Origin of the sequence: Aminobacter sp. DSM 101952 (assembly GCF_001424795.1) — a bacterium.
In the GTDB taxonomy this organism is placed as follows: Bacteria; Pseudomonadota; Alphaproteobacteria; order Rhizobiales; family Rhizobiaceae; genus Aminobacter; species Aminobacter aganoensis.
The window spans coordinates 1-21,583 of record NZ_LMCL01000010.1 but is presented as its reverse complement, the minus strand read 5'-3'; the positions used below and the strand labels follow the sequence as shown (position 1 = coordinate 21,583).

The 21,583-nt window shown below is 61.7% G+C and carries 19 protein-coding genes and 2 pseudogenes; 3 read left to right on the top strand and 18 right to left on the bottom strand.

Annotated elements, in window-relative coordinates; all coding sequences use genetic code 11:
- Positions 1-105: 105 nt before the first annotated feature.
- From ASC75_RS09500 to ASC75_RS09470, 7 genes are all read right to left on the bottom strand, one after another.
- Entirely contained in the window at positions 106-1,143 is a 1,038-nt protein-coding gene (locus tag ASC75_RS09500) for a zinc-binding dehydrogenase (protein ID WP_082496495.1), read from the bottom strand.
- Between the two features lie 39 nt (positions 1,144-1,182).
- Positions 1,183-2,013, bottom strand: a complete 831-nt coding sequence (locus ASC75_RS09495) for a putative hydro-lyase (RefSeq protein ID WP_055973683.1) — start codon at positions 2,011-2,013, stop codon at positions 1,183-1,185.
- Positions 2,014-2,145: 132 nt separating this feature from the next.
- On the bottom strand, positions 2,146-2,856 hold the full coding sequence (locus tag ASC75_RS09490) for an ABC transporter ATP-binding protein (RefSeq protein WP_055973680.1): 711 nt from the start codon (positions 2,854-2,856) through the stop codon (positions 2,146-2,148).
- Positions 2,849-3,655 carry an ABC transporter ATP-binding protein gene (locus ASC75_RS09485; protein ID WP_244487801.1) on the bottom strand — a complete coding sequence of 269 codons (807 nt, stop codon included), beginning with the start codon at positions 3,653-3,655 and terminating at the stop codon, positions 2,849-2,851. The genes ASC75_RS09490 and ASC75_RS09485 overlap by 8 nt, the downstream gene beginning before the upstream one ends.
- Positions 3,652-4,704, bottom strand: a complete 1,053-nt coding sequence (locus ASC75_RS09480) for a branched-chain amino acid ABC transporter permease (protein WP_055973673.1) — start codon at positions 4,702-4,704, stop codon at positions 3,652-3,654. The genes ASC75_RS09485 and ASC75_RS09480 overlap by 4 nt, the downstream gene beginning before the upstream one ends.
- Positions 4,701-5,573, bottom strand: a complete 873-nt coding sequence (locus ASC75_RS09475; RefSeq protein ID WP_055973671.1) for a branched-chain amino acid ABC transporter permease — start codon at positions 5,571-5,573, stop codon at positions 4,701-4,703. The genes ASC75_RS09480 and ASC75_RS09475 overlap by 4 nt, the downstream gene beginning before the upstream one ends.
- 201 nt (positions 5,574-5,774) lie before the next feature.
- Complete coding sequence (locus tag ASC75_RS09470; RefSeq protein ID WP_055973668.1) at positions 5,775-6,929, bottom strand: ABC transporter substrate-binding protein; 1,155 nt, start codon at positions 6,927-6,929, stop codon at positions 5,775-5,777.
- A 327-nt stretch (positions 6,930-7,256) separates the two neighbouring features.
- Here ASC75_RS09470 and ASC75_RS09465 point away from each other — a divergent pair, with 327 nt between their 5' ends.
- The gene (locus ASC75_RS09465; protein ID WP_055973665.1) at positions 7,257-8,906 is read left to right on the top strand and encodes an AMP-binding protein; all 1,650 of its coding nucleotides are present in this window, start codon (positions 7,257-7,259) and stop codon (positions 8,904-8,906) included.
- A 52-nt stretch (positions 8,907-8,958) separates the two neighbouring features.
- Positions 8,959-9,726 (top strand): TetR/AcrR family transcriptional regulator, encoded by a 768-nt coding sequence (locus tag ASC75_RS09460; protein ID WP_082496494.1) that lies wholly within the window; start codon positions 8,959-8,961, stop codon positions 9,724-9,726.
- Positions 9,727-9,758: 32 nt separating this feature from the next.
- Here ASC75_RS09460 and ASC75_RS25385 read toward each other — a convergent pair.
- The 7 genes and pseudogenes from ASC75_RS25385 to ASC75_RS09420 form a co-directional block, all read right to left on the bottom strand.
- Positions 9,759-10,500: pseudogene (locus ASC75_RS25385) on the bottom strand (IS5 family transposase).
- A gap of 196 nt (positions 10,501-10,696) precedes the next feature.
- Positions 10,697-12,127, bottom strand: coding sequence for an amidohydrolase family protein (locus tag ASC75_RS09445; RefSeq protein ID WP_055973655.1), 1,431 nt, complete (start codon positions 12,125-12,127; stop codon positions 10,697-10,699).
- A 52-nt stretch (positions 12,128-12,179) separates the two neighbouring features.
- Positions 12,180-13,559 carry a nucleobase:cation symporter-2 family protein gene (locus ASC75_RS09440; protein ID WP_055973652.1) on the bottom strand — a complete coding sequence of 460 codons (1,380 nt, stop codon included), beginning with the start codon at positions 13,557-13,559 and terminating at the stop codon, positions 12,180-12,182.
- Between the two features lie 68 nt (positions 13,560-13,627).
- Positions 13,628-14,443: an alpha/beta hydrolase gene (locus ASC75_RS09435; RefSeq protein WP_055973649.1), complete on the bottom strand. Its 816-nt coding sequence runs from the start codon at positions 14,441-14,443 to the stop codon at positions 13,628-13,630.
- Positions 14,436-15,482 (bottom strand): aromatic ring-hydroxylating dioxygenase subunit alpha, encoded by a 1,047-nt coding sequence (locus tag ASC75_RS09430; RefSeq protein WP_055973646.1) that lies wholly within the window; start codon positions 15,480-15,482, stop codon positions 14,436-14,438. Before ASC75_RS09430 ends, ASC75_RS09435 begins: the two co-directional genes overlap by 8 nt.
- Before the next feature lie 9 nt (positions 15,483-15,491).
- Positions 15,492-16,241, bottom strand: a complete 750-nt coding sequence (locus tag ASC75_RS09425) for an SDR family oxidoreductase (RefSeq protein ID WP_055973643.1) — start codon at positions 16,239-16,241, stop codon at positions 15,492-15,494.
- An 11-nt stretch (positions 16,242-16,252) separates the two neighbouring features.
- Positions 16,253-17,197 carry a PDR/VanB family oxidoreductase gene (locus ASC75_RS09420; RefSeq protein WP_055973640.1) on the bottom strand — a complete coding sequence of 315 codons (945 nt, stop codon included), beginning with the start codon at positions 17,195-17,197 and terminating at the stop codon, positions 16,253-16,255.
- Between the two features lie 113 nt (positions 17,198-17,310).
- On the opposite strand from ASC75_RS09420, the gene ASC75_RS09415 reads away from it, so the two are divergent.
- Positions 17,311-18,198 carry a LysR family transcriptional regulator gene (locus ASC75_RS09415; RefSeq protein WP_055973636.1) on the top strand — a complete coding sequence of 296 codons (888 nt, stop codon included), beginning with the start codon at positions 17,311-17,313 and terminating at the stop codon, positions 18,196-18,198.
- A 127-nt stretch (positions 18,199-18,325) separates the two neighbouring features.
- On the opposite strand, the gene ASC75_RS09410 is transcribed toward ASC75_RS09415, so the two are convergent.
- The 4 genes and pseudogenes from ASC75_RS09410 to ASC75_RS09395 form a co-directional block, all read right to left on the bottom strand.
- Positions 18,326-18,814: a hypothetical protein gene (locus ASC75_RS09410; RefSeq protein WP_082496493.1), complete on the bottom strand. Its 489-nt coding sequence runs from the start codon at positions 18,812-18,814 to the stop codon at positions 18,326-18,328.
- Positions 18,777-19,520: pseudogene (locus tag ASC75_RS09405) on the bottom strand (ornithine cyclodeaminase family protein); the annotation flags it as partial. The pseudogene ASC75_RS09405 and the gene ASC75_RS09410, both read right to left, overlap by 38 nt.
- A 46-nt stretch (positions 19,521-19,566) precedes the next feature.
- The gene (gene bhcC, locus ASC75_RS09400; RefSeq protein ID WP_055973633.1) at positions 19,567-20,730 is read right to left on the bottom strand and encodes a 3-hydroxy-D-aspartate aldolase BhcC; all 1,164 of its coding nucleotides are present in this window, start codon (positions 20,728-20,730) and stop codon (positions 19,567-19,569) included.
- A 10-nt stretch (positions 20,731-20,740) separates the two neighbouring features.
- Positions 20,741-21,583: pyridoxal-phosphate dependent enzyme (locus ASC75_RS09395; protein ID WP_055973630.1), on the bottom strand; the 843-nt coding region annotated here is incomplete at its 5' end.

Genomic DNA, 21,583 nt, shown 5'->3' with positions numbered 1-21,583 from the left:
CACTAGAGCGGAACGCGATCAGGTCAAATCGGCATCCCGCTCTGTCTCCTTGTTCGGCCGCATGCCCCGAAAAGCCTGCAACTTTTCCGGCTTGGCGGCGCTATGTCAGTTCAGATGCTCTGGCTCGAGCACGATCTTGCCGAAGATGCTGCGGCCTTCGGCCAGCCGGTGAGCCTCGGCGGCATCCTTGAGCGGCAGCTTTGCGCCGATGACAGGCCGCAGCTTCTTGGCCTCAAGCAGCTTCACGATGGTCGCCAGTTCGTTCATCGTGCCGTGGTTGGAGCCGATGATGGAGAGCTGCTTGTGCCAGATATGGGCGGCGTTCATGCTCACCCGGTAGCCTGACGAGGCGCCACAGGTGACGAGGCGGCCGAAGCGCGTCAGGCTCATGACGCTGTCTTCCCAGACGTCGGCGCCGATGTGCTCGAACACCACGTCAACGCCGCGCTTGCCGGTGAGCCTGCGGATCTCCTCGCGGAAATTCTGCTTCTTGTAGTTGATCATGTAGTCGGCGCCGAGCTCCAGGCCTTTCTCGCATTTCTCGTCCGAGCTGGCGGTGCCGAACACACGCAGGCCGTGCAGCTTGGCGATCTGGAGCGCGGCGAGGCCGATGCCAGAACCGACGGCGTGGATCAGGATGTCTTCGCCGGCGCGGATGTTGGCGCGCGCCAACTTGTGCCAGGCAGTGAGGAAGGTGATGTTGGTGGCTGCACATTCGGCGAAGTCGAGGCCCTTGTAGAGCGGCAGCACGTTCTGCGAGCGCACGGTGGCGTATTGGGCGTAGCCGCCCCACAGTGCCGAACCGTAATACTTGTAATTCAGGCACACATTGGGTTCGCCGCGGCGGCAGGATTCGCAATGGCCGCAGCCGACGGTGGCGTAGACGACGACCGGATCGCCGACCTTGACGTTGGTGACCTCCGAGCCGATCTCGGCCACCTCACCGGCGATGTCACCACCGGGGATGTGCGGAAAGCGCGCGTTGGGACGGTAGTCGCCCTTGCGGCCGATGATGTCGAACCAGTTCACCGAGGTGGCGCGCACCTTGATCAGGACGTCGCTGCGACCGACAGGAAGCGGATCCACGTCCTCGTATTTGAGCACTTCAGGCCCGCCATATTCGTGGAAAAGAGCTGCTTTCACGTATTCCTCCAGAACAAAAAAGGATAGTCGGCGACCCCGTCAGATCGCGGCGATCGCCTCGGACAACTTGTCCGTGACGAACAGGTGGCCGACCTTGTGGGTGATCATGAAGTCGATCTTGGACGCCAGCGCGACAGCCTGCGGAGTGCCGCCGCAGCCCCAGAAAACCGGAACGTCGTCCTCGGCGAGCTCAAACACGCCTGTGTCGAAATCGGTCTTCTCAAGGTCGACGCCGATCAACGACGGATCGCCGATATGGACTGGCGCCCCGTGGGTGGCAGGGAACCGCGAGGTGACCTGCACGGCACGCACCAGCTGGTCGCGCTTGACTGGACGCATGCTCACCACCATCGGCCCGGCAAACCGACCAGCGGGAACGCAAGGCACATTGGTCGTGTAGACCGAAACGATCTTGTTCTCTTCCTGATGGCGCAGCGGAATGCCCGCATTGAGCAGCGCCTCCTCGAACGAATAGCTGCAGCCGATCAGGAACCCGACCAGGTCGTCGCGCCAATAAGACGTGATGTCGCTTGGCTGGTCGACCAGCTTGCCTTCCTTGTACACGCTGTAGCGCGGCAGGTCTGTCCGGAGGTCGGCATTGGCGACCTGCGTGATCATCGGGCTCCCGGGATCTGTGATCTCGACGATGGGGCACGGCTTCGGGTTGCGCTGGCAGAAGATGAGGAAGTCGAGCGCAACCTCCTTCGGCAGGATGATCAGGTTGGCCTGCGCGTAACCGCGAGCCAGGCCCTCGGTTCCGCCGGTCCAGCGGCCTTCGCGGACGATCTTGCGAAGCTCCCTGGGGTGAAGCCCCTCGAGCTCCGCCTTGGACACTTCCGGCTGCTGCTGAACCTTCGTCACGATCGTCATTTCTTTAGCCTCGCTTTCGTCGTTCGTAATAAGTAATAACTTACTTACTTAGCACTCGAAGTCAACCCGGTTTTCGTTATCTGGCCCAAAGAGAGGGAGGATGTGGAGAGCGCTATCGCGCCCTCCGAAAGGTCAGGCTTCCATGCCGAGGTAAGCCTGCTGCACGTGCGGATTGTGGATCATGTCGTCGCCCTTGCCTTCGAGGGAGACATGGCCGGATTCCAGCAAATACGAGCGGTCGCACATCTCGAGCGCGGCGTAGGCGTTCTGCTCGACCATCAGCACGGTCGTGCCCTGCCGGTTGATTTCCATGATGTATTCGAAGGTCTTCTGCACGTTGTTGGGCGCAAGCCCCAGCGACGGTTCATCGAACAGCACCAGCTTCGGCCGCGACATCAGTGCCCGACCGATCGCCAGCAACTGCTGCTCGCCGCCCGACAGCGTGCCGGCCGCCTGGGCGCGCCGTTCGCCGAGCACCGGGAAGCGGTCGAACACCGCGTCCATGTCGTCGCTCATATGCTTCCAGTCGCGACGGCGGTAACAGCCCATCTCCAGATTCTCCTGGACGGTCATGTAGGGGAATACCCGCCTGCCCTCTGGGCAATGGGCGATGCCCATTTCCAGTATTCGCCGTGCCGACGCCCTGGTGATGTCCTCGCCTTCGAAGGTGATACGGCCTCCGACCGGCGGCAGCAGGCCGGAAATCGCCTTCAGGGTTGTGCTTTTGCCGGCGCCGTTGGCGCCGATCAGAGCCACGAACTCGCCCTTGCCAACGCTAAGCGAAACCTTCCGCAGCACGTCAACCTTGCCGTAGCGGCATTCGATGTTGTCTACTTCAAGCATGTTTCGGCCCGTGTCCGAGATAAGCGCGGATGACTTCTGGATTCTGCTGTATTTCCGTCGGCGGACCGTCCGCGATGATCCGACCATGGTTGAGCACCACCACGCGGTCCGATACGCCCATGACCATGCGCATGTTGTGCTCGACAAGCAGCACGGTGATCTTTTTCCTGCCGATTTCGCCGAGCAGGTTGCGGAAATTCAACGCTTCGGTGGGGTTCATGCCACAGGCCGGCTCGTCCAGCAGAAGCAGCGATGGCTTAGCCGCCAGCGCCACCGCCACTTCAAGGAGCCGCTGTTCGCCATAAGCGAGTGCGCCCGCCAGCTCGTTCGAGCGGTGACCGAGGCCGACGAAGTCGAGGATTTCCGCCGCCGCCTCGCGCAACGCCTGTTCCTGGCGGCGCACCTTCGGTGTCAGCAGCAGTGTCTGCCAGATCGAGGCGTCGCCGCGCCTGTGCAGGCCGATCATGATGTTGTCGATCACGGTATCGTTGCCAAAGACGCTGGTCTTCTGGAACGTGCGCACCAGGCCGGCATCGGCGATCTGGTGCGGCTTCAGCCCGTTCAACCTCCTGCCCTTGTAAGCCACGACGCCCTTGGTGGCGGCGAGAAAGCCGGAGATCACGTTGAAGGCGGTGGTCTTGCCGGCGCCGTTCGGGCCGATCAGGCTGACCACTTCGCCTTCGTCGACCTTGAAGCTGGCGTCGGAGATCGCCACGAGCCCGCCGAAATGCACTGCGAGATTGTCGACGGTGAGCACCGTCTGGCGCGTCGTCGCAGGCGTCGTCATGTGTAAGGTCATCGCGCCACCTCCTGCCGCCGTCCGTTGCTGGCCGACGTGTCCCTTGCAGATTGGTCGCGCCGCTTCTGCCAAGTTGCCCATCCGCGCTGCACCGCCGGAACGATGCCTTGCGGCAGGAAGAACACGATCAGGATCATCAGTGCACCGTAGACAATCCACTGCACCTCCGGCAGCATGTGACCGCGCGTCAACTCCGGCAGGATGCCAAAGATGAGACCGCCGACCAGCGGCCCTGCAAGCGTGCCCTTGCCGCCGGAAATCACCATGATCACCATCGTCACGGTGTAAATAAACAAGAACACGTCCGGATCGACGATGCGGACATAGTGTGCGTAAAGCGCGCCAGCCGCCCCGGCGATCGCCGCCGAGGTGATGGCCGCCAGAACGAGGTAGCGGGTGACGTCGACGCCGACCGACTTAGCCAGCGACTCATTCTCACGCAGCGCGATCATGGCGCGGCCGACCCTCGACTGCACCAGCCGCTGGATGATGAGGAAGGCTACGAGGCCTACGGCCAGCACCATGTAGTAGTTGGCAACCCGGCGAGAAAGCGCACCGGCTTCCATCCACGGCACCCCGGAGGCGAGCGGCGGAATGTTGTTGAGCGCCATCGGGCCTTCGGTGAGGTCGACCCAATTCAGCGCCACCAACCGCACAACCTCGGCGAAACTGATGGTGACGATGACGAAATAGGCACCGCGCACCCGGAACGACAGCTTGCCGACGAACCAGCCACAGAGCCCAGAAACGATCAGTGCGCAGAAGAAGGCAAACCACACAGGCTTCGGCTCGACCACGAAGGTGTAGCTGTCCGTCAGCTGCAGGTCGAAGCCCAGGGAGACCAGCGAGCTGGTGTAGGCGCCGATGCCGAAGAAGGCGACATGGCCGAGGCTGAGCTGGCCGGTGTAGCCGAGCAGCAGGTTGAGGCTCATCGCCCCGATGGTGAAGATGCCCATCATGATGAGCACGTGATATTGGTACTGGTTGCCGAGCCACAGCGGCACGGTCACCAGGAAGGCCACGATGAGCCATTTCGCCAAGGTGTTCATCCGATGCGCTCCGTCCTGGCAAAGAGACCTGTCGGCTTGACCATGAGTACGAGGATGATGAGCAGGAAGCCCATCGCGTCGCGGTAGCCGGACGAGATGTAGCCAGCGCCTAACTCCTCGACCAGCGCCAGCACGAAGCCGCCAAGTGCGGCACCCTTCATGTTGCCCAGCCCGCCTAGGATGACGATGGCGAACGCCTTGACCACGGCAAGATTGCCCATGGTCGGCATGACGATGAAGATCGGGCCGAGCAGCGCGCCGGCCGCCGCGGCAAGGCCTGAGCCGAGCGCGAAGGTGGCGAGGTAGATCATGTTGATGTTGATGCCCATCAGCGAGGCTGTGTCGCGATCCTGGAACGTGGCGCGCATCGCCTTGCCGAGGCGGGTGCGCTGGATCAGCGTCTGCGAGCCGACGATCAGCAGGATGGCGACGGCGAAGACGAACACGCGTGACCACGCCACCGACACGCCACCGACCGACAGCGGCTCCTCGGGGAACGGCATCGGGATCGATTTGGCAACGCCCGACCAGATCAGCTGCTCGGCATTCTGCATGATGATCCAGGCTCCGATCATCACCAGCATGGTGGTGTCGATGTCGGCACCGCGCAGCCGGCTTAGCAGCACCCATTCAAGCAGGGCGCCGAGCATTATGCCAAGCACGATGGCAATGACTATGGAGAGCAGGAAATTGACGCCGAGCAGTACCGAGAACAGGTAAACCATGTAGGCGCCGAAGGTGTAGAGTTCGCCATGCGCGAAATTCACGACGCGCATGATGCCGAAGATGAACGTCAGGCCGATACCGAGCAGGGCATAGGTTGAGCCCAGGATCAACGCGTTCAACAGATGCTGCAACAACTGGTCCAAGCTGCCTGCTTCCTCTGGTGAAAGTCTGGAGCGGGAGTTCGATCAGGAACGGATCGATCCGATCATTCCGCTCTGTTCTGGTTGCGCATGATCCCTCTCCGAAGGCAGCGCCTTCTGGAACCATGCTCGTGGGAGGATGAGCGCCGCCTCGTCGCACAAGCAACGCGGAGACGGCGCATCAACCCGGTTCGAGGCAGGGCGTCAGATCTGCGGCAGCGCCAGCTTGCCGTCCTTGATCTCGATGACATAGACGTTGGGCGAGCTCTGGCCGCTTTCGCTACCCTCGACCCCCACCTTATCGAACTTGATGTTGCCGTTCACACCCTTCACGTCCACCGCCCACAGCGCATCGCGGATGGCCTTCGGGTCGGCGCTGCCGGCCTTGTCGATGGCCGCGGCGATAGTCGTCACGGCATCGAAGCCGCGGAAACCGTCGGAGAGGCCGGACTTGTCGAAGCCACTCTTGTTCCACATGTCGATGTACTGGCCAGCGACGTCAGGGTTGGCGGCGGCCTCCGGGAACCACGGCGCGAAGAACAGAATATGGTAACTGTTGTCGGCCGCACCGCCCAGCTGCTCGGCAAGCCGGTCTGGAAACTGCGAACCGCCGGTGGTGATGGTGCGGCGATCGATGCCTAGCGCCTTTGCCTGCTTGAACACGAGGCTAAGCTGTTCGAAGCCAGTGGTGACGAACAGTGTGTCGGCATCGGAGGCCTTGATCTTGGCGAGCTGCGCCGAGACGTCCTGCGCCGCCGGGTCCATGGTCTCGACCAGGCCGACAGAGACGCCCTGGGCCTTCAGCATCTTGCCGAACTCATCGGCGGCGCCGCGACCCCAGTCGTTGTTGACGACGAGGAAATCGGCCTTCTTGACCTCAAACTTCGGCACCAGCCGACCGAACGCTTTGGCTTCCATTTCGGAGGTCGGCGCGATGCGGAACACCCATGGGTTTCCGGCTGACGTGACCTTGGACGAGGACGCAGTCTCGACCACCATGGGCACGCCGTATTCCTCAAGCTTGGGCATGACGGCGAGCGTGAAGGTCGAGCCCCAGGCCCCCATCATCGCCGCCACCTCGTCGCGCGAGATCAGCTTCTCGGCAGCGGCGGCGGCTTCGCTCGGATTGCTCTTGTTGTCCTCGATGACCAACTCGATCTGCTTGCCACCGAGTACGCCGCCCTTTTCGTTGACCGCCTGAGCGGCGAGCTTCGCGCCATCGGTAATGAATGTACCAGACGCAGCAACCGAGCCGGTGAGCGGCTGGTTGATGCCGATCTTGATCGTGTCGGCAAACGCACCCATGCCCGACAACGCCAACATAGAGGCGGCAAGCGCCAATCTTTTCAGTGTAGCCATGCGGTTTCTCCTCCCTGCATTCGCTAAGTAATAAAACACTTACAAAAAATTGTGTCAATCGCCTGCTGCGTGTGGAGGCGGGATTTCCGGTGCAGCGAATGGCCCTCTGGAAGGTCGCGAAAACACCTCCGACAACCCTACGGAATTGCGCCTGAAGGCGCTGCGCGTTTGAATTTTCTCATCAATTTGACGGAAACGTGCGAACAGGACCCACACTGCTCGAGGTATGGCACCGAGGGTGCCACTCCACCGATTGAAAAAATTTCTTACTTATTCGTGATCGGCTCTGATATCCTGCTGCCGAACCGGTCGAGAAGGGAGAACCGCGTGGGAGGTCACAGCTACAGTTACTTGCAGCGCTGCGCGGCCAATTACCTGCCGCTGACGCCCGTCGCCTTTCTGGCCCGTTCGGCGGTCGCCTATCCCGACAAAGTGGCGGTGGTGGACGGCGACCGTCGCTTCACCTATCGGCAAATGCACGAGCGCTGCCGTCGCTTCGCGGCTGCGCTCGCCGCGCGTGATGTCGGCGACGGCGACACGGTCGCCGTGCTGGCGCCCAATGTCGCCGCCATGCTGGAGGCGCACTACGGCGTGCCTATGGCTGGTGCAGTGCTCAACGCTCTCAATACGCGGCTCGATGCAGCGGCACTCGGCTTCTGCCTCAGCCATGGCGAGGCGAAACTTGTGCTGGTCGACGCCGAATACCTGCCGTTGATGAAGGCCGCGATGGCGAGCGCCAGCATCGGCGTGCCACTGGTGATCATTGCCAATGAGAATAGCACAGATGGCGTCCCCTCCGCCGGCGAAGAGTACTACGAGGATTTCCTGAACTCTGGTGACCCGTCTATGGCGCCCACAGGCATAAGCGACGAATGGGCGCCGATCAGCCTCGGCTACACCTCCGGTACAACCGGTGATCCGAAAGGCGTCGTTTGTCACCACCGGGGCGCTTATCTCAACGCGCTCGGCAACGCACTTGCCGCCCATCTCGACGACCGCTCGGTCTATCTGTGGACGCTGCCGATGTTCCATTGCAACGGCTGGAGCCACACTTGGGCGGTCACGGCCGCCGGCGGCACCCATGTTTGCCTGCGCAAGATCGACCCGGTAGCGATCTACAGGCTGATCGAGCGCGAAAAGGTGACGCATCTCAGCGCCGCGCCGGTGGTGCTCAACATGATCGCAAGCGCGGCCGAAAAAATCGAGGGCGGTTTCGGCCGGCCGGTGCGCATACTCACCGGCGGCTCGGTGCCGCCGACGCCGGTAATATCGTCGATGGAACGCATTGGCTTCGTTGTCATGCACATCTACGGCCTCACCGAGACGACGGGGCCGAGCCTGATCTGCGAATGGCACGAAGACTGGGACGCGTTGCCGCAAGAAGAGCGGGTAGCGCTGAAGACGCGCCAAGGCGTCAACCTCGTGACCATGCAGGAGGCGGTGGTAGCCGACCCGACAACCGGCCGCGAAGTCGCCTGGGACGGCCGCGAGATGGGCGAGATCCAGTTGCGCGGCAACACCGTGATGATGGGCTATCTGAAGAACCCCAACGCGACGGCGGCGGCGCTGGCCGGCGGCCGCCTCCACACAGGCGACCTCGCCGTGCGCCACCCAGACGGCTACATCGAGATCAGGGACCGCGCCAAGGACATCATCATCTCCGGTGGCGAAAACATTTCCTCGGTGGAGATCGAGGAAATCCTGTACCGCCATCCGGCAATCCACGAAGCGGCCGTCGTTGCCAGGCCGGACGAGAAGTGGGGCGAACACCCCTGCGCCTTCATCGACCTCAAAGACCGCGAGATTGCTATCGGCGCCGCCGAACTCACCGAATATTGCGGCAACAATCTGGCGCGCTTCAAAATCCCTAAAACCTTTGTGTTTGGCCCGCTTCCCAAGACATCCACCGGCAAGGTGCAGAAACATCTGCTGCGCGCCCGGGCGCGCGGTCTGAACGGCGCCGATGAATTATCCTAAGGCCGATCGAACACGGCGATTTCAATAACAAAAGGCCGCAAGGGGCATCGAAATGGATAAACGCAATCCATCTACACCTGCTGCCACCGAGCAAGACGGTGAGGCGAACGGGGCGGAGAATAAAAAGACGCCCCGCAAGCGCGCCGCCGCTGGGCGAAAGCACACCTATGTCCCGCGCGACCCAGCGGCCACGCGCCGCCGTATCCTCGACGCGGCGGTGAACGAATTCGCCGACAAGGGATTCAGCGGCGCGCGCGTCGAAAACATCGCCAAGACCGCGAACGCAAACATGCGCATGCTCTACCACTATTTTACCGACAAGGAGCAGCTCTACATCGCCACCATTGAGGAGGTGTACCGCGCCGTCCGCGCTGCCGAGCAGGACCTGCATTTCGACGAAGAGGACCCCCGTCTTGGCCTCGAACGGCTAGTCGACTTCACCTTCAAGCATTTCGCCGACAATCCCGACCTGATCAGCATCGTCATGAATGAGAACATCCTGCGCGCGCAGTTCCTGAAACAGTCGGAACTGGTGCCGACGATGACTTCGCGATTGTCGAGTTCGGTGAGCACCATGCTAAAGAAGGGCGTGGAATCCGGCGTATTCATCCGCAATCCCGACCCAACGCAACTCTGGTTGACGATCTTCGCCCTGTGCTGGGTGCACCTGGCCAACAAACACACAATGTCATGGACTTTGCAGGTCGACCTGACCGACGCCGACTGGCTGGAAGCACGGCGGCAGCATGTCGTCGACGTCGTGCTGAGCTATCTCTGTGGCCCCCGGCCGGGTGCTTCGGCCGCGGCCGAGATCGTATGAGCGACCTTGCTCGGTCATGGTAAGCTGACGCGCTAGGATCCGGACTCAATTGCACCAGTAAGTGAGTGTTGCAGCGATGCGAGGAAGTTCCTTGCCAGCTTGTCGTATCGCGTGGCGATGCGCCGCCAGTCCTTGAGCCTGCACCGGAGGCGCTCGACGAGGTTTCGGGCCTTGTATGCATCGCGAACGTAGGGGATCGGTGTTCGTCGGCTCATGGTTGAGGGAATGACCACGGTGGCGCCGTTGGCTGCAATGGCGGCCCGGATGGCGTTGGTGTCGTAGCCGCGGTCGGCGATGAGTCGATCGAAGCGGCCTGCATCCTGCTCGATCAGTGCGCCTGCCATGCTCATGTCGTTGATGTTGCCGACAGCATGAGCAGCCTTGGCCGACCCTGGGCGTCGTTCAGTCCGTGCAGCTTGCTGGTGCGGCCGCCACGCGAAACACCTATGGCCTGCGCGAAGGCCCCCCTTTTGCGCCGCCAGCAGAGCGGTGCGCCTTGATATGGGTGGCATCCATCGCCACCGTTCCCCAGATGCCGTTGTTACCGGTCAGCGCCTCGAACATGCCCAGCCAGATACCCTGTCGGCTCCAGCGGTTGAAGCGATTGTAGATGGTCGTGTAGGGCCCATACTCCGGAGGACAGTCGCGCCAGCAGGCACCGCTCCTGAGCATGTGCACGATGCCGGAGATCACCCGGCAGTCATCAACCCAGTGCGCGCCCTTGCGTCCTTGCGGCAGCAACGGCTCGATCCGAGCCCATTCCGCATCGCTCAAACCAGGTCAATTGCCGCTGCTTCATCAAGGCCTCCATCTCCAAGGCTTGAAATCACATTTCGGCAAATGCAGGAAGCAAGCTCGGATTGGACCCTCCCTTCAACCACACCTTCGCTCTGAGGTATTTCGGCGCCCTGGAACCTGAGCGTCATCAATTCTCATCGCGCTTGCCTGCTGTTGCCGATTCTATTCCCCTTCAGCCAAGGCTGAAGCGGGGCGCGACCCAGTCCTTGACCAGCGGTCGCAGCGCAGCCCGATCGATAAGGCCGGCCGTTGCCTGCAGCGCATCTGCGACAACTTGCTCCTGATCGATCCGGGTGGACTTCCCGTCCTTGACGACCATGTCGCCATTTACCACAACATCACGAACAGGCGGCAATCCGGCCATCACCACCGAGCTCGCGAGACGCGTGACGGGCTGATGCGCGAGGCCTCCCATATCCAGCGCGACGATGTCGGCCAGGCAACCTGTGCGCAATTGCCCGACGTTGCGGCGCAAGAGGCGACCACCGCGACGGGTCGCGAGTTCCAGCATCAGCTCGGCAGTGGTCGCAAGCGGATCGAACTCGCGGATTCTCTGGAGCAACAGGCCGGCCTTCATGGCCTCGAAGATGCTCAGGCCACCCACGGCCACACCATCGCTCCCAAGCGCGACATTGACACCGGCCTTGAGCAAGGGCTCGAGCCGGATGATGCCGGAGGCAAGATACTGGTTGCAGACCGGATTGTGGACGACGTTCGCGCGTGCCTCACCCAGGATCTCGACTTCGGCATCGTCGTACCAGATGCCATGCGCGAAGGAAGCCCGCTCCGACAGCACGCCTTCGCGCGCCATCCAGATTGCCGGTCGCATGCCGTGAATCGCCTCGAATATCTCGACTTCGAATTTCGACTCGCTGCAATGGGCCTGCCAGCCGATGCCGTGATCCCGGGCAAATTCGGAACAGGCGACGATCAGGTCCGGGTCGAGATAGACGATGTTTTCCGGCATTGGCCAGATCTCCACCAACCCACCTGCCGGATGCGTGGCCAGGCATTCGCGCATGATGGCGATCTCCTCTTTCGAGGAGTGGCGAAAGAGACGTGGATCACAGTTCATGCGCCGCCCGCCTTCGACCATCGGCCCAAAGATGCCGCGCGCGACAACGCCGCGGACGCCGATCGCGGTCATCTCCCGGGCAAGGGTCACCACCGTTTCGGCATCGACTGGGGCGTAGTGATTGTCGACGATCGAGGTGGTGCCGTTGAGCAGGGAATTCAGTGCCGCCAGCCGGACGATGGCCAGCGCATCCTGGGGCTGTACGTTCGCGGCAAGCGGCAGCATGAATTTCTCGAGCCAGGGCAGCAGCGAGAGTCCGTCCCCAAGCGTCCGCCCGAGACTCTGGAACAGATGCGTGTGGCCGTCGACCAGGCCTGGCATGGCGACGCGCCCCGACCAGTCGATCCGCCGCGCCTTGGCACCGTAAATTTTTGCCATGTCTCCCGCGGGGCCGACCTCCAGGATCCTGTCGGCGAATACGGCAATCGCGCCATTGCGGATCAGGGGTTGAGCAGGATCAAGGGTCAGCAAGTCGGCCCCTTCGTAGAGGGAGATGTCGTCGTTCGTGCTGGATACAGCGTCGGTCATGGCAAGCCTTCGAGGTTCGATCCTGCGCCCGACCGGGCGCAGGAGGAGGATGTCAGATTGAATGCACAGCCGGCGCGCGGCTGGCGGCGGGCCGGGTGCCGTTGAACACGATGTTGAGGACAACCGCCGACACTGCGGTCAGGATCACTCCGCTGCCAAGCAGGGGCTCGAGCGAAGACGGGAGCTGGTGGAATATCTTGGCCGACATGTTGGGCATCATGCCAAGGCCCATGCTGATGGCCACGATGAACGCGTTGTAGCGGTTCCCCTGCCAATCGACGCGCGAAAGGATGCGGATGCCAGAACAGGCAACCAGACCGAACATCACCAGTGCCGCACCTCCAAGGACGAAGCTCGGAACCGAAGCGACGACGCTGGCAACCTTGGGAAAGAAGCCCAGGACGATCAGGATCACGCCGCCAGCGACACAGATGAAGCGGCTGCGCGCACCGGTGATGCCGACAAGACCGATATTCTGAGCATAGGAGGTATAGGGAAAGGCATTGAAGATGCCGCCGATCACCGCCCCCAGCGCGTCGGCACGAAGACCGCGACGGAACTGGTCCCGGGTCAGGTCGCGCTCGAGGATCTCACCCAGCGAGAAGAAGAGACCGATCGATTCGACCATCGCGATCAGGACGACCAGCGTCATGGTGAGGATCGGAATGACATGGAAGGTCGGCAGGCCGAAATGGAACGGCTGGACAAAGCCGATCAGCGGCGCCTCGCTCACGCCCGAGAAGTCTACCAGCCCCAAGAGATAGGCGACGGCATAACCCAGCACAATTCCGACCAACACCGATATGTTGGCGAGGAAGCCTCTTGCAAAGCGGGCTATCAGCAGGATCGAAAGCACCACGAAGGCTCCAATGAGAAGATAGAGCGGCCGCCCGAATTCGGAGCTTCCGAAGCCTCCGCCAATCCATGTGGTGGCGACGCCCAGCAGCCCTACCCCCAAGCTGACCAAGGTGGTGCCGGTCACGACCGGCGGGAACAGGACAAGCGCCCGGGCGATCAGCGGCGTCGCGAGATAGCAGATCACCCCTGCCGCGATGATCGCCCCATAGAGCCCTGTCATGCCAACGTCAGGGGTCAGACCTATCGCAATCATCGGAGCGAAACCGGCGTAGGAGACACCCATCATGACTGGCAGGCGGATACCTATCTTATTGCCGATGCCAAGCGACTGGATGATCGAGATGATGCCGCAACACAGAAGATCGGCATTTATCAGCGTTGCAATGTCCTGCTTGCTCAGGCCAAGCGCGCCGCCGACGATGAGCGGGACGGTGATGGCCCCTGCATACATGACCAGAACGTGCTGAAGGCCAAGCGCGGCGAGCCGCGGCGGGGCAGGCATCTCATCGACAGGATCAACTGCCGGCGCGGCTTTCGATTGTGTGGCGTTGGCCTCTTGACTAGCATTCTGCATGGGGCTCCTCCCTAGGACCTAGCTGCTATACGATTGTCTTTATTCCCCGAAGCATCGGAGCCGCCTGTTCAGGCGCCTCCGATGAACTGCGCGACCTCCTTCGCCAGGGCTCGGGGTTGATCGAGCGGCACGAGATGGCCGCTCGCCGCGATCTCCGACAGATCCCATTCCTTGCCCATGGCGGCCATGCGCAGGCAGACCTCGCGTCGCACGAAGCTTTCTGAACCCCGAATGATCCTCACTTTCTGACCAAGACTGCCAAGCTCCTCCCAGAGATTGTCGTTACGGAAAGGCCAGCGGGTGAGGAAGAAGGGATCATGCCGCCGCAGCCATTGGCCTTCCTGGCTTTCAACCAGCGAGGCGCGGGTAAAGCTGGCCAGATCGGTCTCGGATGCGTGACGGTTCGGGTGCCGCTCCCAGGCAAGGGCCTCCTCCAGGGAGGCGAAACGGTAGGGCCGCGGCAGTACATCGGTTTCGGCCGCGTCAAACGAGGGTTCGACGTCGACGATGATCAGCCGGCGCGCAATGTCCGGGCTCGTGGCCAGAAGCCTGATGGCGACCAGAGCGCCCCATGACGATCCCATGATCACCGGCGGCTCGGGGCCCAGGTCGACCTGATCCAGAATCCTGCGCACATCTGCAACATGGTCGGCGGTTCCATAGGCCCCGTCCGCCGACCAGCCGCTTCGGCCGTGACCGCGAAAATCAGGCGCGACGATCCGTGCCAGACCCGCCAATTCACGTGCCACCCCGGACCACAGAAAGCCGCCACCGGTGACGCCGTGCAGAGCGAGGATGACGGGGCCGGAACCACCGTAGTCGGCCACATGCAGCGGAACTCCGGCGCCGTCGACAAAAATGGACGTCGGACCGCCATCAGACATTGGCTAACTCGTTCGTCAGTTCCAGCAGCCAACGGCGGTATTCCACACTGACGATGTCGGCGTGACGGACCGGCATTTCCTGCCGCGCCAGTTCACCGGCCAAATCCATCTGGATCGGGGTCTGAGACTCGATGATTGGCTTGTCCTCCGCCAGGACTTCGTCTTCGAAATCCATGAAGAAGGCATCGTGCTCTGCTTCAGTGCCGAAGTCGCGTGCCTGCCACCAGAAGCTGCGGGTCGTTGTGGCGTCGACCGGCGAAGCCGCCATGAACAGGACATAGCGCTTGCCGTTCGGGAATATCCGCTTGAGATGGACGGTATGCGGCATGGTGACGTGATAGACATTGGTGGGCTCGATCCAGTCGTCCGTCAGGCCGAGAAGCTCCTTCTTCTTGCCGACGCCCGGCTCCTTTACGCCACTGCGGTCGAAGCGCATGACGTTATCCTCGCGCCAAACCTTCACAGCCTCGACGCGCGGATTTTCGCGGCTACCGATCGTGCCGTCGTGGACAAAGGCGAAGTGCGCGAAATCGACGAAATTCTCCAGACGGCGCGGCGTCGAGGTGCTCCAGTCGTAGGAATTGCCCCGAAGCACGCGATATTCGCCATCGTCCAGTTCCGAGAATTCGGGCGGTGCATATTTCGGCTCGTCTGCGAGGCAGACCCAGATCATTCCGGCCGACTCCGTCGCATGGTACTTGCGCACCTTGCGGTTCATCACCGATGCCATCTCCTCGCGCGCAGGGATGCGCACGCAGTCGCCCTGCTGGTCGAACTGCCAGCCGTGATATGGACATTCCAGCTTGCAATCGACCACTTGTCCCAATGACAGTGCCGCCCCCTTGTGCGGGCAGCGATCCTGCATGGCGACAAGGTCCGAGCCAAGGCGCGCAACCACGATCTTCTCGCCCATCAGTTGGACACCATGCGGCTTGTCTACGATCTCGTGCGAATAGCAGACCGGATGCCAGAAATGGCGGAGTGCCCGATAGGTGGGGTTTTCGTGCGGTGCGGGCGACCTGGGTTCGTTGTTGAGCATGGCTGTCTCCTAATTGAAGTGGGCGCCACCGTTGACCAGAAGGCTCTGGCCGGTGACGAAACCAGCGAGATCGCTGAAGAGGAATGCGGCAGCTCCAACCATGTCCTCGGGAAGCTGCGTGCGCCTGATGCAGCGCCCGGCGATGATGCGTTCGTCGGCGATGGTGCCCTGCCGCGCGATGATGTCGTCATCAGGGATCAAGTCGGGGCAGAGCGTATTGACGATGATGCCATCGCCCCCGACCTCGCGCGCCAACGCACGTGACAGGCCGACGATGGCCGCCTTGGAGGAGACGTAGTGCAGGAAATTAGGGACGCCCTTGTATGGCGTGTTCGACGAGACGTTGACGATGCTGCCCTGGCCCTGCAGCTTCATCTGGGCGTGAACCGCCTTGATGCATTGCCATGACCCCTTGACGTTGACCTCATAGCAGAGGTTCCATTCATCAGCGGGTATGTCGAGGAATGAGCCAAAACTCGCCGACTTGAAGAAACCGGCATTGTTGAGCAGCCCGTCGATCCGGCCGAACTTCGAGACCGCCGCAGCAGCCATAGCGTCGCAATCCTGCTGCCTCACGACATCAGCCGTGACGACCAGCACCCGGTCGGCGGAGCCCCAGGCTGCAGCTTCCCGGCTGATATCCACCAGGTCGGCAGCGACGACATTTGCTCCCATAGCGAGGAAGCCCCGACAGTAGGCCTGACCAATGTTGCCGCCGGCTCCAGTGACGATGATGGTCTTGTTCTTCAAGAGGCTCATGTTGATTTCCTTTAGAGATCGAGAGTGAGCGAGGGGGTCTTGGCCCGGGACACGCAAATCATCATGGTTGCGTTCGAGGCACGTTCGTCGGGACTGAGGACGAGATCGCGATGGTCGGCTTCTCCGGCTAGGATGGCGGTCTCGCAGGTGCCGCAAACGCCTTCGCGACACGAACAAAGCGGCGCCATGCCCCGTGCCTCGAGCGCCTCAAGTACCGAGCATCCTGCCGGTATCGTGAGCGTCATACCGGAGCGGGCACAGACCAGTTCGAACTCGTGGCCCTTTGCCCGCACGGCATCGTTGGCGAAATACTCGACATGGACGCGGGCTGGCGGCAATTTCGCGGTGGCTGCCTCGAAAGCCGCCATGAGCGGCTTCGGTCCGCAGCAATAGAATTGGGCGTCGTCCTGCGCGGCATCGACAACCGCCGCAATGTCTAGCGGTGCGATACCCGGCATGCCGTCATGGACGTGGACGAGGCTTGCCCCGACGCGCGCGGCAAGGATGCGCAACTCCGCCATGAAGGGCGTGCGCTCGGGGGTTCGGGCGCAGTGATAAAGCGTCCAGGCACGGCCAAGCTCGCTCAAGCGGCGGACCATCGCAAGGATGGGTGTAATTCCTATCCCGCCAGCGATGAAGATCGACTGATGCGCGGATTCGTCGAGAGGGAAATTGTTGCGTGGCGGGCTGATCTCGATGCGGTCACCGGCCTTCAAATCCTGATGAACGCAACGCGAGCCGCCGCGGCTATGCGGATCGAGATTAACCGCAACATCGAGCGTTTCGCCGGCGGCAGGATTGATCAGGGAATACTGTCGGACAAGACCGTTCGGCAAGTGCAGGTCGATGTGCGCCCCTGGCGTGACCTCGAGCGCCTGGCTGGCCGCCTCAGGCTTCAGGCTGAGCTGCACGATCCCCGTTGCAACAGGGCGAATGGCCTCGATGACAGCCTGCATAGCTGGGGTTCTCCTAGCTTCCTTTGCGGACCAGCCGAAAGGGTTGTGAATGCAAGCTAAATTGGATTAATCCTTATGGAGAAATAAGATTTTTTTATAAGCTAGGGCAGGTGATGAAGATCACGAACAGACAGATTCAAGCCTTTGTCACCATCGCCTGGCAGCAGAGTTTCTCACAGGCGGCGAACGTGCTCGGCGTGACGCAACCCTCGCTCAGCATGTTGATCCGCGACCTCGAACTAACGCTGTCGGTCTCTCTCTTCGACCGCAATACGCGAGGTGTCCGGCTGTCGCAGGCCGGGCTGGAACTGTTGCCGATTGCGGAGCGCATCATGTCGGATCTCCAGCGTTTGGAGGAAACCTCCGGCGATTTGTCGAGCCTGGCACTCGGCGAATGCCGGGTGGCCTGTTCCTCGGTGCTGGCCTCCGGGCACCTGCCAACCGCAATCCGGAAGTTCGATGCCGACTTTCCTGGCATACGCGTCGTCATCCGCGATACGGCGGAGCAGAATCTGGTCGAATTGGTGCGCAACGACGCGGTCGACTTCGCCATTGCGACGAAGGTGGAGGCCGATCCGAGAATCTATCAGGAAATGGTTCAAACCGATCAGATGACGGCATATGTCGCACCGGATCATCCATTCGCCGCCGCTGAATCCGTCAGTTGGCGGCAATTGGGAAACGCGCCGCTGGCGCTGCTGGATCGCAACAGCCCGCTTCGCCACATCGTCGACAGGACGGCGGGTCAACTGGGAATACCGCTCAACACCCGCTATGAAGTCACATTCGGAACGACCGCGCTTGCCTTGGCGGAACAAGGACTTGCCATCGCCATCCTGCCCGCGAATGCGATGCGGAACGCACAGTCCTTTCGTTGCGTCCCCCGGATCATGGTCAAGCCCCAGACGCACCGGAGCATCATGCTGGTGCGGCTGGCAAACCGGAAACCGAGCGCAGCGGCGGAGAAGTTCTGGGACTACTGCCAACGTGAACTGTGTTAATGACTGGTCAGATCGACAAACCGCGGCTTGGTCTGTTCAAGGAAGCTAGGCTGCCATCAGCCCCTGTCAGCTGCCAACATCGGCCAGCAGCTGACAGCTGAGCTAAGATCGGTTGCTTGTCCCGGCTCTAGAAGTCGACCGTGGTGGCCACCCCCGTGGCAACCGCCCGCTCGACGGCAACTGACGCCACTGCAAGATCCTGCAACGCAACGCCGGTTCCGTCGAAAAGGGTAATTTCCTCCGCGCTGACGCGCCCGGGATGATCCCCGTTGATGACGGCACCGATCTCGATGATGGCGCTGGCGTCCACGAGCCCCTCGGCAACGGCGTGCTGGGTTTCTCCGATCGTGACCGCCTGCGCGATTTCGTCCGTGAACACAGTTGCATTGGCCAGCAGTCGCGCGTCGACCTCCTGCTTACCCTTTGTGTCGGTCCCCATGCACGCCAGATGCGTTCCTGGCCGCACCTGCCCTGCCCGCAGAATCGGATCAAACGAGGACGTGATCGTAATGATGACGTCAGCCTGGGCTCCTAGCGTATCGAGATCGACACGTTCAAATGGCAGGCCGTGCTCTGCAGACCGCCTGCGCGATTTCGTCCGTGAACACAGTTGCATTGGCCAGCAGTCGCGCGTCGACCTCCTGCTTACCCTTTGTGTCGGTCCCCATGCACGCCAGATGCGTTCCTGGCCGCACCTGCCCTGCCCGCAGAATTGGGTCAAAAGAGGACGTGATSGTAATGATGACGTCAGCCTGGGCTCCTAGCGTATCGAGATCGACACGTTCAAATGGCAGGCCGTGCTCTGCAGCCACAGCTTCGAGGCGGRCCAGATYCTGCGGGACGATGTTCCATCCCACCACTTTTTCGAACGCGCGCTGCTGCAACGCCGCTTTAAGCTGGAAAGTCGATTGATGGCCCGCTCCAACAATCCCCAGGACCTTGGAGTCCGGACGAGACAGATRCTTGATGGAGATCGCCGACGCGGCGGCTGTCCTCAAGGCGGTCAATAAATTGGCGCCGACTACGGCCCGGCACTCTCCRGTATCGGCATTGAACAGCATGATGGTCGACTGATGGTTCGTSAGCCCCCTGGAAGCGTTGTTCGGCCAGAAACCGCCCGATTTCARRCCAAGCACGAGGCCGCCGCGATCGATGCCCGACTTGACGCCATAGATGGCATCGACATGACCGATCGCTTCGCGAACGACCGGGAGGTTCGAGGCCGACTTCTTTGCCATGGAGGCGAAGACCCTCTCGACCGCTGCAAAACAATCAACGGCCGAAACAAGCCGGGCGATCTCTCGTTCGGGTACGATGATCATCAAATCTCATCCTCAGAAAAACCGGGCCAAGCCCCCGGGGAATTGCTCAATATGCCTTGCCGCGGGCCGAAACCGGCCACAACGTTTCGACCTTTCCATTGCGCACGCCGACGTACCAGTCGTGCACGTTGCAGGTCGGGTCGCAGTGCCCGGGCACCAGCTTGAGCTTTTCGTTGATCTTGAGCACGCCRTCCGGGTCTTCGACCACWCCGTGCTCGTCCGAGCATTTGATGTATTTGACGTCGTCGCGCCCGTAGACGAAGGGCAGTCCGCTATCGACGGACTGGGCCTTGAGGCCGGCGTCMACGACGGCCAGGTGGGATTTGGCGTGGCTCATCACGGAYGTCAGGATGAACAGCGAGTTCTCCCACTCGCCCTGATCGATGCGCTTGCCGTCCTTGTCCTGGATACGTCCGTAGTCCGCGTCCATGAAGGCATACGAGCCGCATTGGAGTTCGTTGTACACGCCCGAGCCCGACTCGAAATAGTAGGAGCCGGTGCCGCCGCCGGACACCAGTGCCGGATCGAGGCCSACAGCTTTGAGGCCCACTGTGGCATCAGCCACTTGCGCAATTGCAGCGTCGAGCTTGGCCTTTCGCGCCTCATAGCTGTCCATATGCTGCATCGCGCCCTGATATGCCTGGAGRCCGGCGAACGACAATCCTGGCGAGGCGGCGATTGCCTGTGCAATGTCGACCACCTCCTCGGTCGTTTTCACGCCGCAGCGGCCGGCACCGCAATCGATCTCGACGAAGCACTCGATYGTCGTCCCATGCCTTTGCGCAGCAGCGGAAAGATCGGCGACATTGGCCCGGTCGTCGACACACACGATGATGCGGGCGCCCAGCTTCGGCAGCCKGGCRAGGCGGTCGATCTTGGCGGCGTCCCTGACCTGGTTCGAAACCAGGATGTCCTTGATGCCGGCGCGGGCGAAAACCTCCGCCTCGGATACCTTCTGGCAGCAGACTCCGATGGCCCCGCCCATCTCCATCTGCAACTTGAGCACGTCGACTGACTTGTGCATCTTGCCGTGAGCGCGATGGCGCATGCCGTGRGCCTTCGCATAGTCGCCCATCTTGCGAATGTTCCGCTCGAGCGCGTCCAGRTCCAGGATCAGGCAAGGCGTCTGGATGTCCGCTTCATTCATGCCCGGCAGCGCAGGCACGTCGAAACCGACCTCGAGACCGGCAAAGCTTGCAGATGCGTTCATCGTCTTCTCCTTAGTTCCACGGCAGCTTGTCGACGTCGACATTGCCGCCAGTAATGATGACGCCGACGCGCTTGCCGGCGAAGAYTTCCCGATTCTTCAGAATRGTKGCCAATGGAACGGCGCTCGACGGTTCCATGACGATTTTCAATCGCTTCCAGATCAGCTTCATCGCATCGACTATCTCGTGTTCCGAGGCGGTATGGATGTCGGTGACGAAGTTTCTGACAAAGTGCCAGGTGAGGTCCTTGAGAGGTACCTTGAGTCCGTCGGCAACCGTATCGGGCGCATCGTCAGAGATGATGTGGCCTGCCTTGAAGCTCCTGTAGGCGTCGTCCGCCTGTTCCGGCTCCGCGGCATAAATCTTGAGATGCGGCGCAAGGCTGGAAAGGGTCAGGCACGTACCCGAGACCATCCCGCCCCCGCCGATCGGCGCCACGACGGCATCCAGGTTTTCAACCTGCTCGATCAGCTCGGCCGAGCACGTCGCTTGCCCGGCAATGACGCGGTGATCGTTGTAGGGATGGACAAACTCAGCCCCGGTCTTGGCAACCACTTCGGCAAACACGGCTTCACGGCTCGTCGTCGAGGGTTCGCACTCGACGACCGTGCCGCCATAGCCCTTGACCGCGTCCTTCTTCGCTTGTGGCGCCGTGCGCGGCATCACCACCGTACAGGGAATGCCACGCCGACCTGCCGCGTAGCTCAGGCATGTTCCGTGATTGCCGCTCGAATGGGTTGCAACGCCCCTGCGTGCCTGCTCCTCGGACAGGCCGAAAACGGCATTGGAAGCACCTCGTGCCTTGAACGCCCCTGCCTTCTGCAGGTTCTCGCATTTGAAAAAGAGCTCGGCGCC

Bases quoted from the DNA above. Each gene is read 5' to 3' on its own strand.
- ASC75_RS09495 (WP_055973683.1), bottom strand. From the start codon at position 2,013: ATGACGATCGTGACGAAGGTTCAGCAGCAGCCGGAAGTGTCCAAGGCG.
- ASC75_RS09490 (WP_055973680.1), bottom strand. From the start codon at position 2,856: ATGCTTGAAGTAGACAACATCGAATGCCGCTACGGCAAGGTTGACGTG.
- ASC75_RS09485 (WP_244487801.1), bottom strand. From the start codon at position 3,655: ATGACCTTACACATGACGACGCCTGCGACGACGCGCCAGACGGTGCTC.
- ASC75_RS09480 (WP_055973673.1), bottom strand. From the start codon at position 4,704: ATGAACACCTTGGCGAAATGGCTCATCGTGGCCTTCCTGGTGACCGTG.
- ASC75_RS09470 (WP_055973668.1), bottom strand. From the start codon at position 6,929: ATGGCTACACTGAAAAGATTGGCGCTTGCCGCCTCTATGTTGGCGTTG.
- ASC75_RS09460 (WP_082496494.1), top strand. From the start codon at position 8,959: ATGGATAAACGCAATCCATCTACACCTGCTGCCACCGAGCAAGACGGT.
- ASC75_RS09445 (WP_055973655.1), bottom strand. From the start codon at position 12,127: ATGACCGACGCTGTATCCAGCACGAACGACGACATCTCCCTCTACGAA.
- ASC75_RS09440 (WP_055973652.1), bottom strand. From the start codon at position 13,559: ATGCAGAATGCTAGTCAAGAGGCCAACGCCACACAATCGAAAGCCGCG.
- ASC75_RS09435 (WP_055973649.1), bottom strand. From the start codon at position 14,443: ATGTCTGATGGCGGTCCGACGTCCATTTTTGTCGACGGCGCCGGAGTT.
- ASC75_RS09430 (WP_055973646.1), bottom strand. From the start codon at position 15,482: ATGCTCAACAACGAACCCAGGTCGCCCGCACCGCACGAAAACCCCACC.
- ASC75_RS09425 (WP_055973643.1), bottom strand. From the start codon at position 16,241: ATGAGCCTCTTGAAGAACAAGACCATCATCGTCACTGGAGCCGGCGGC.
- ASC75_RS09420 (WP_055973640.1), bottom strand. From the start codon at position 17,197: ATGCAGGCTGTCATCGAGGCCATTCGCCCTGTTGCAACGGGGATCGTG.
- ASC75_RS09415 (WP_055973636.1), top strand. From the start codon at position 17,311: ATGAAGATCACGAACAGACAGATTCAAGCCTTTGTCACCATCGCCTGG.
- ASC75_RS09410 (WP_082496493.1), bottom strand. From the start codon at position 18,814: ATGCAACTGTGTTCACGGACGAAATCGCGCAGGCGGTCTGCAGAGCAC.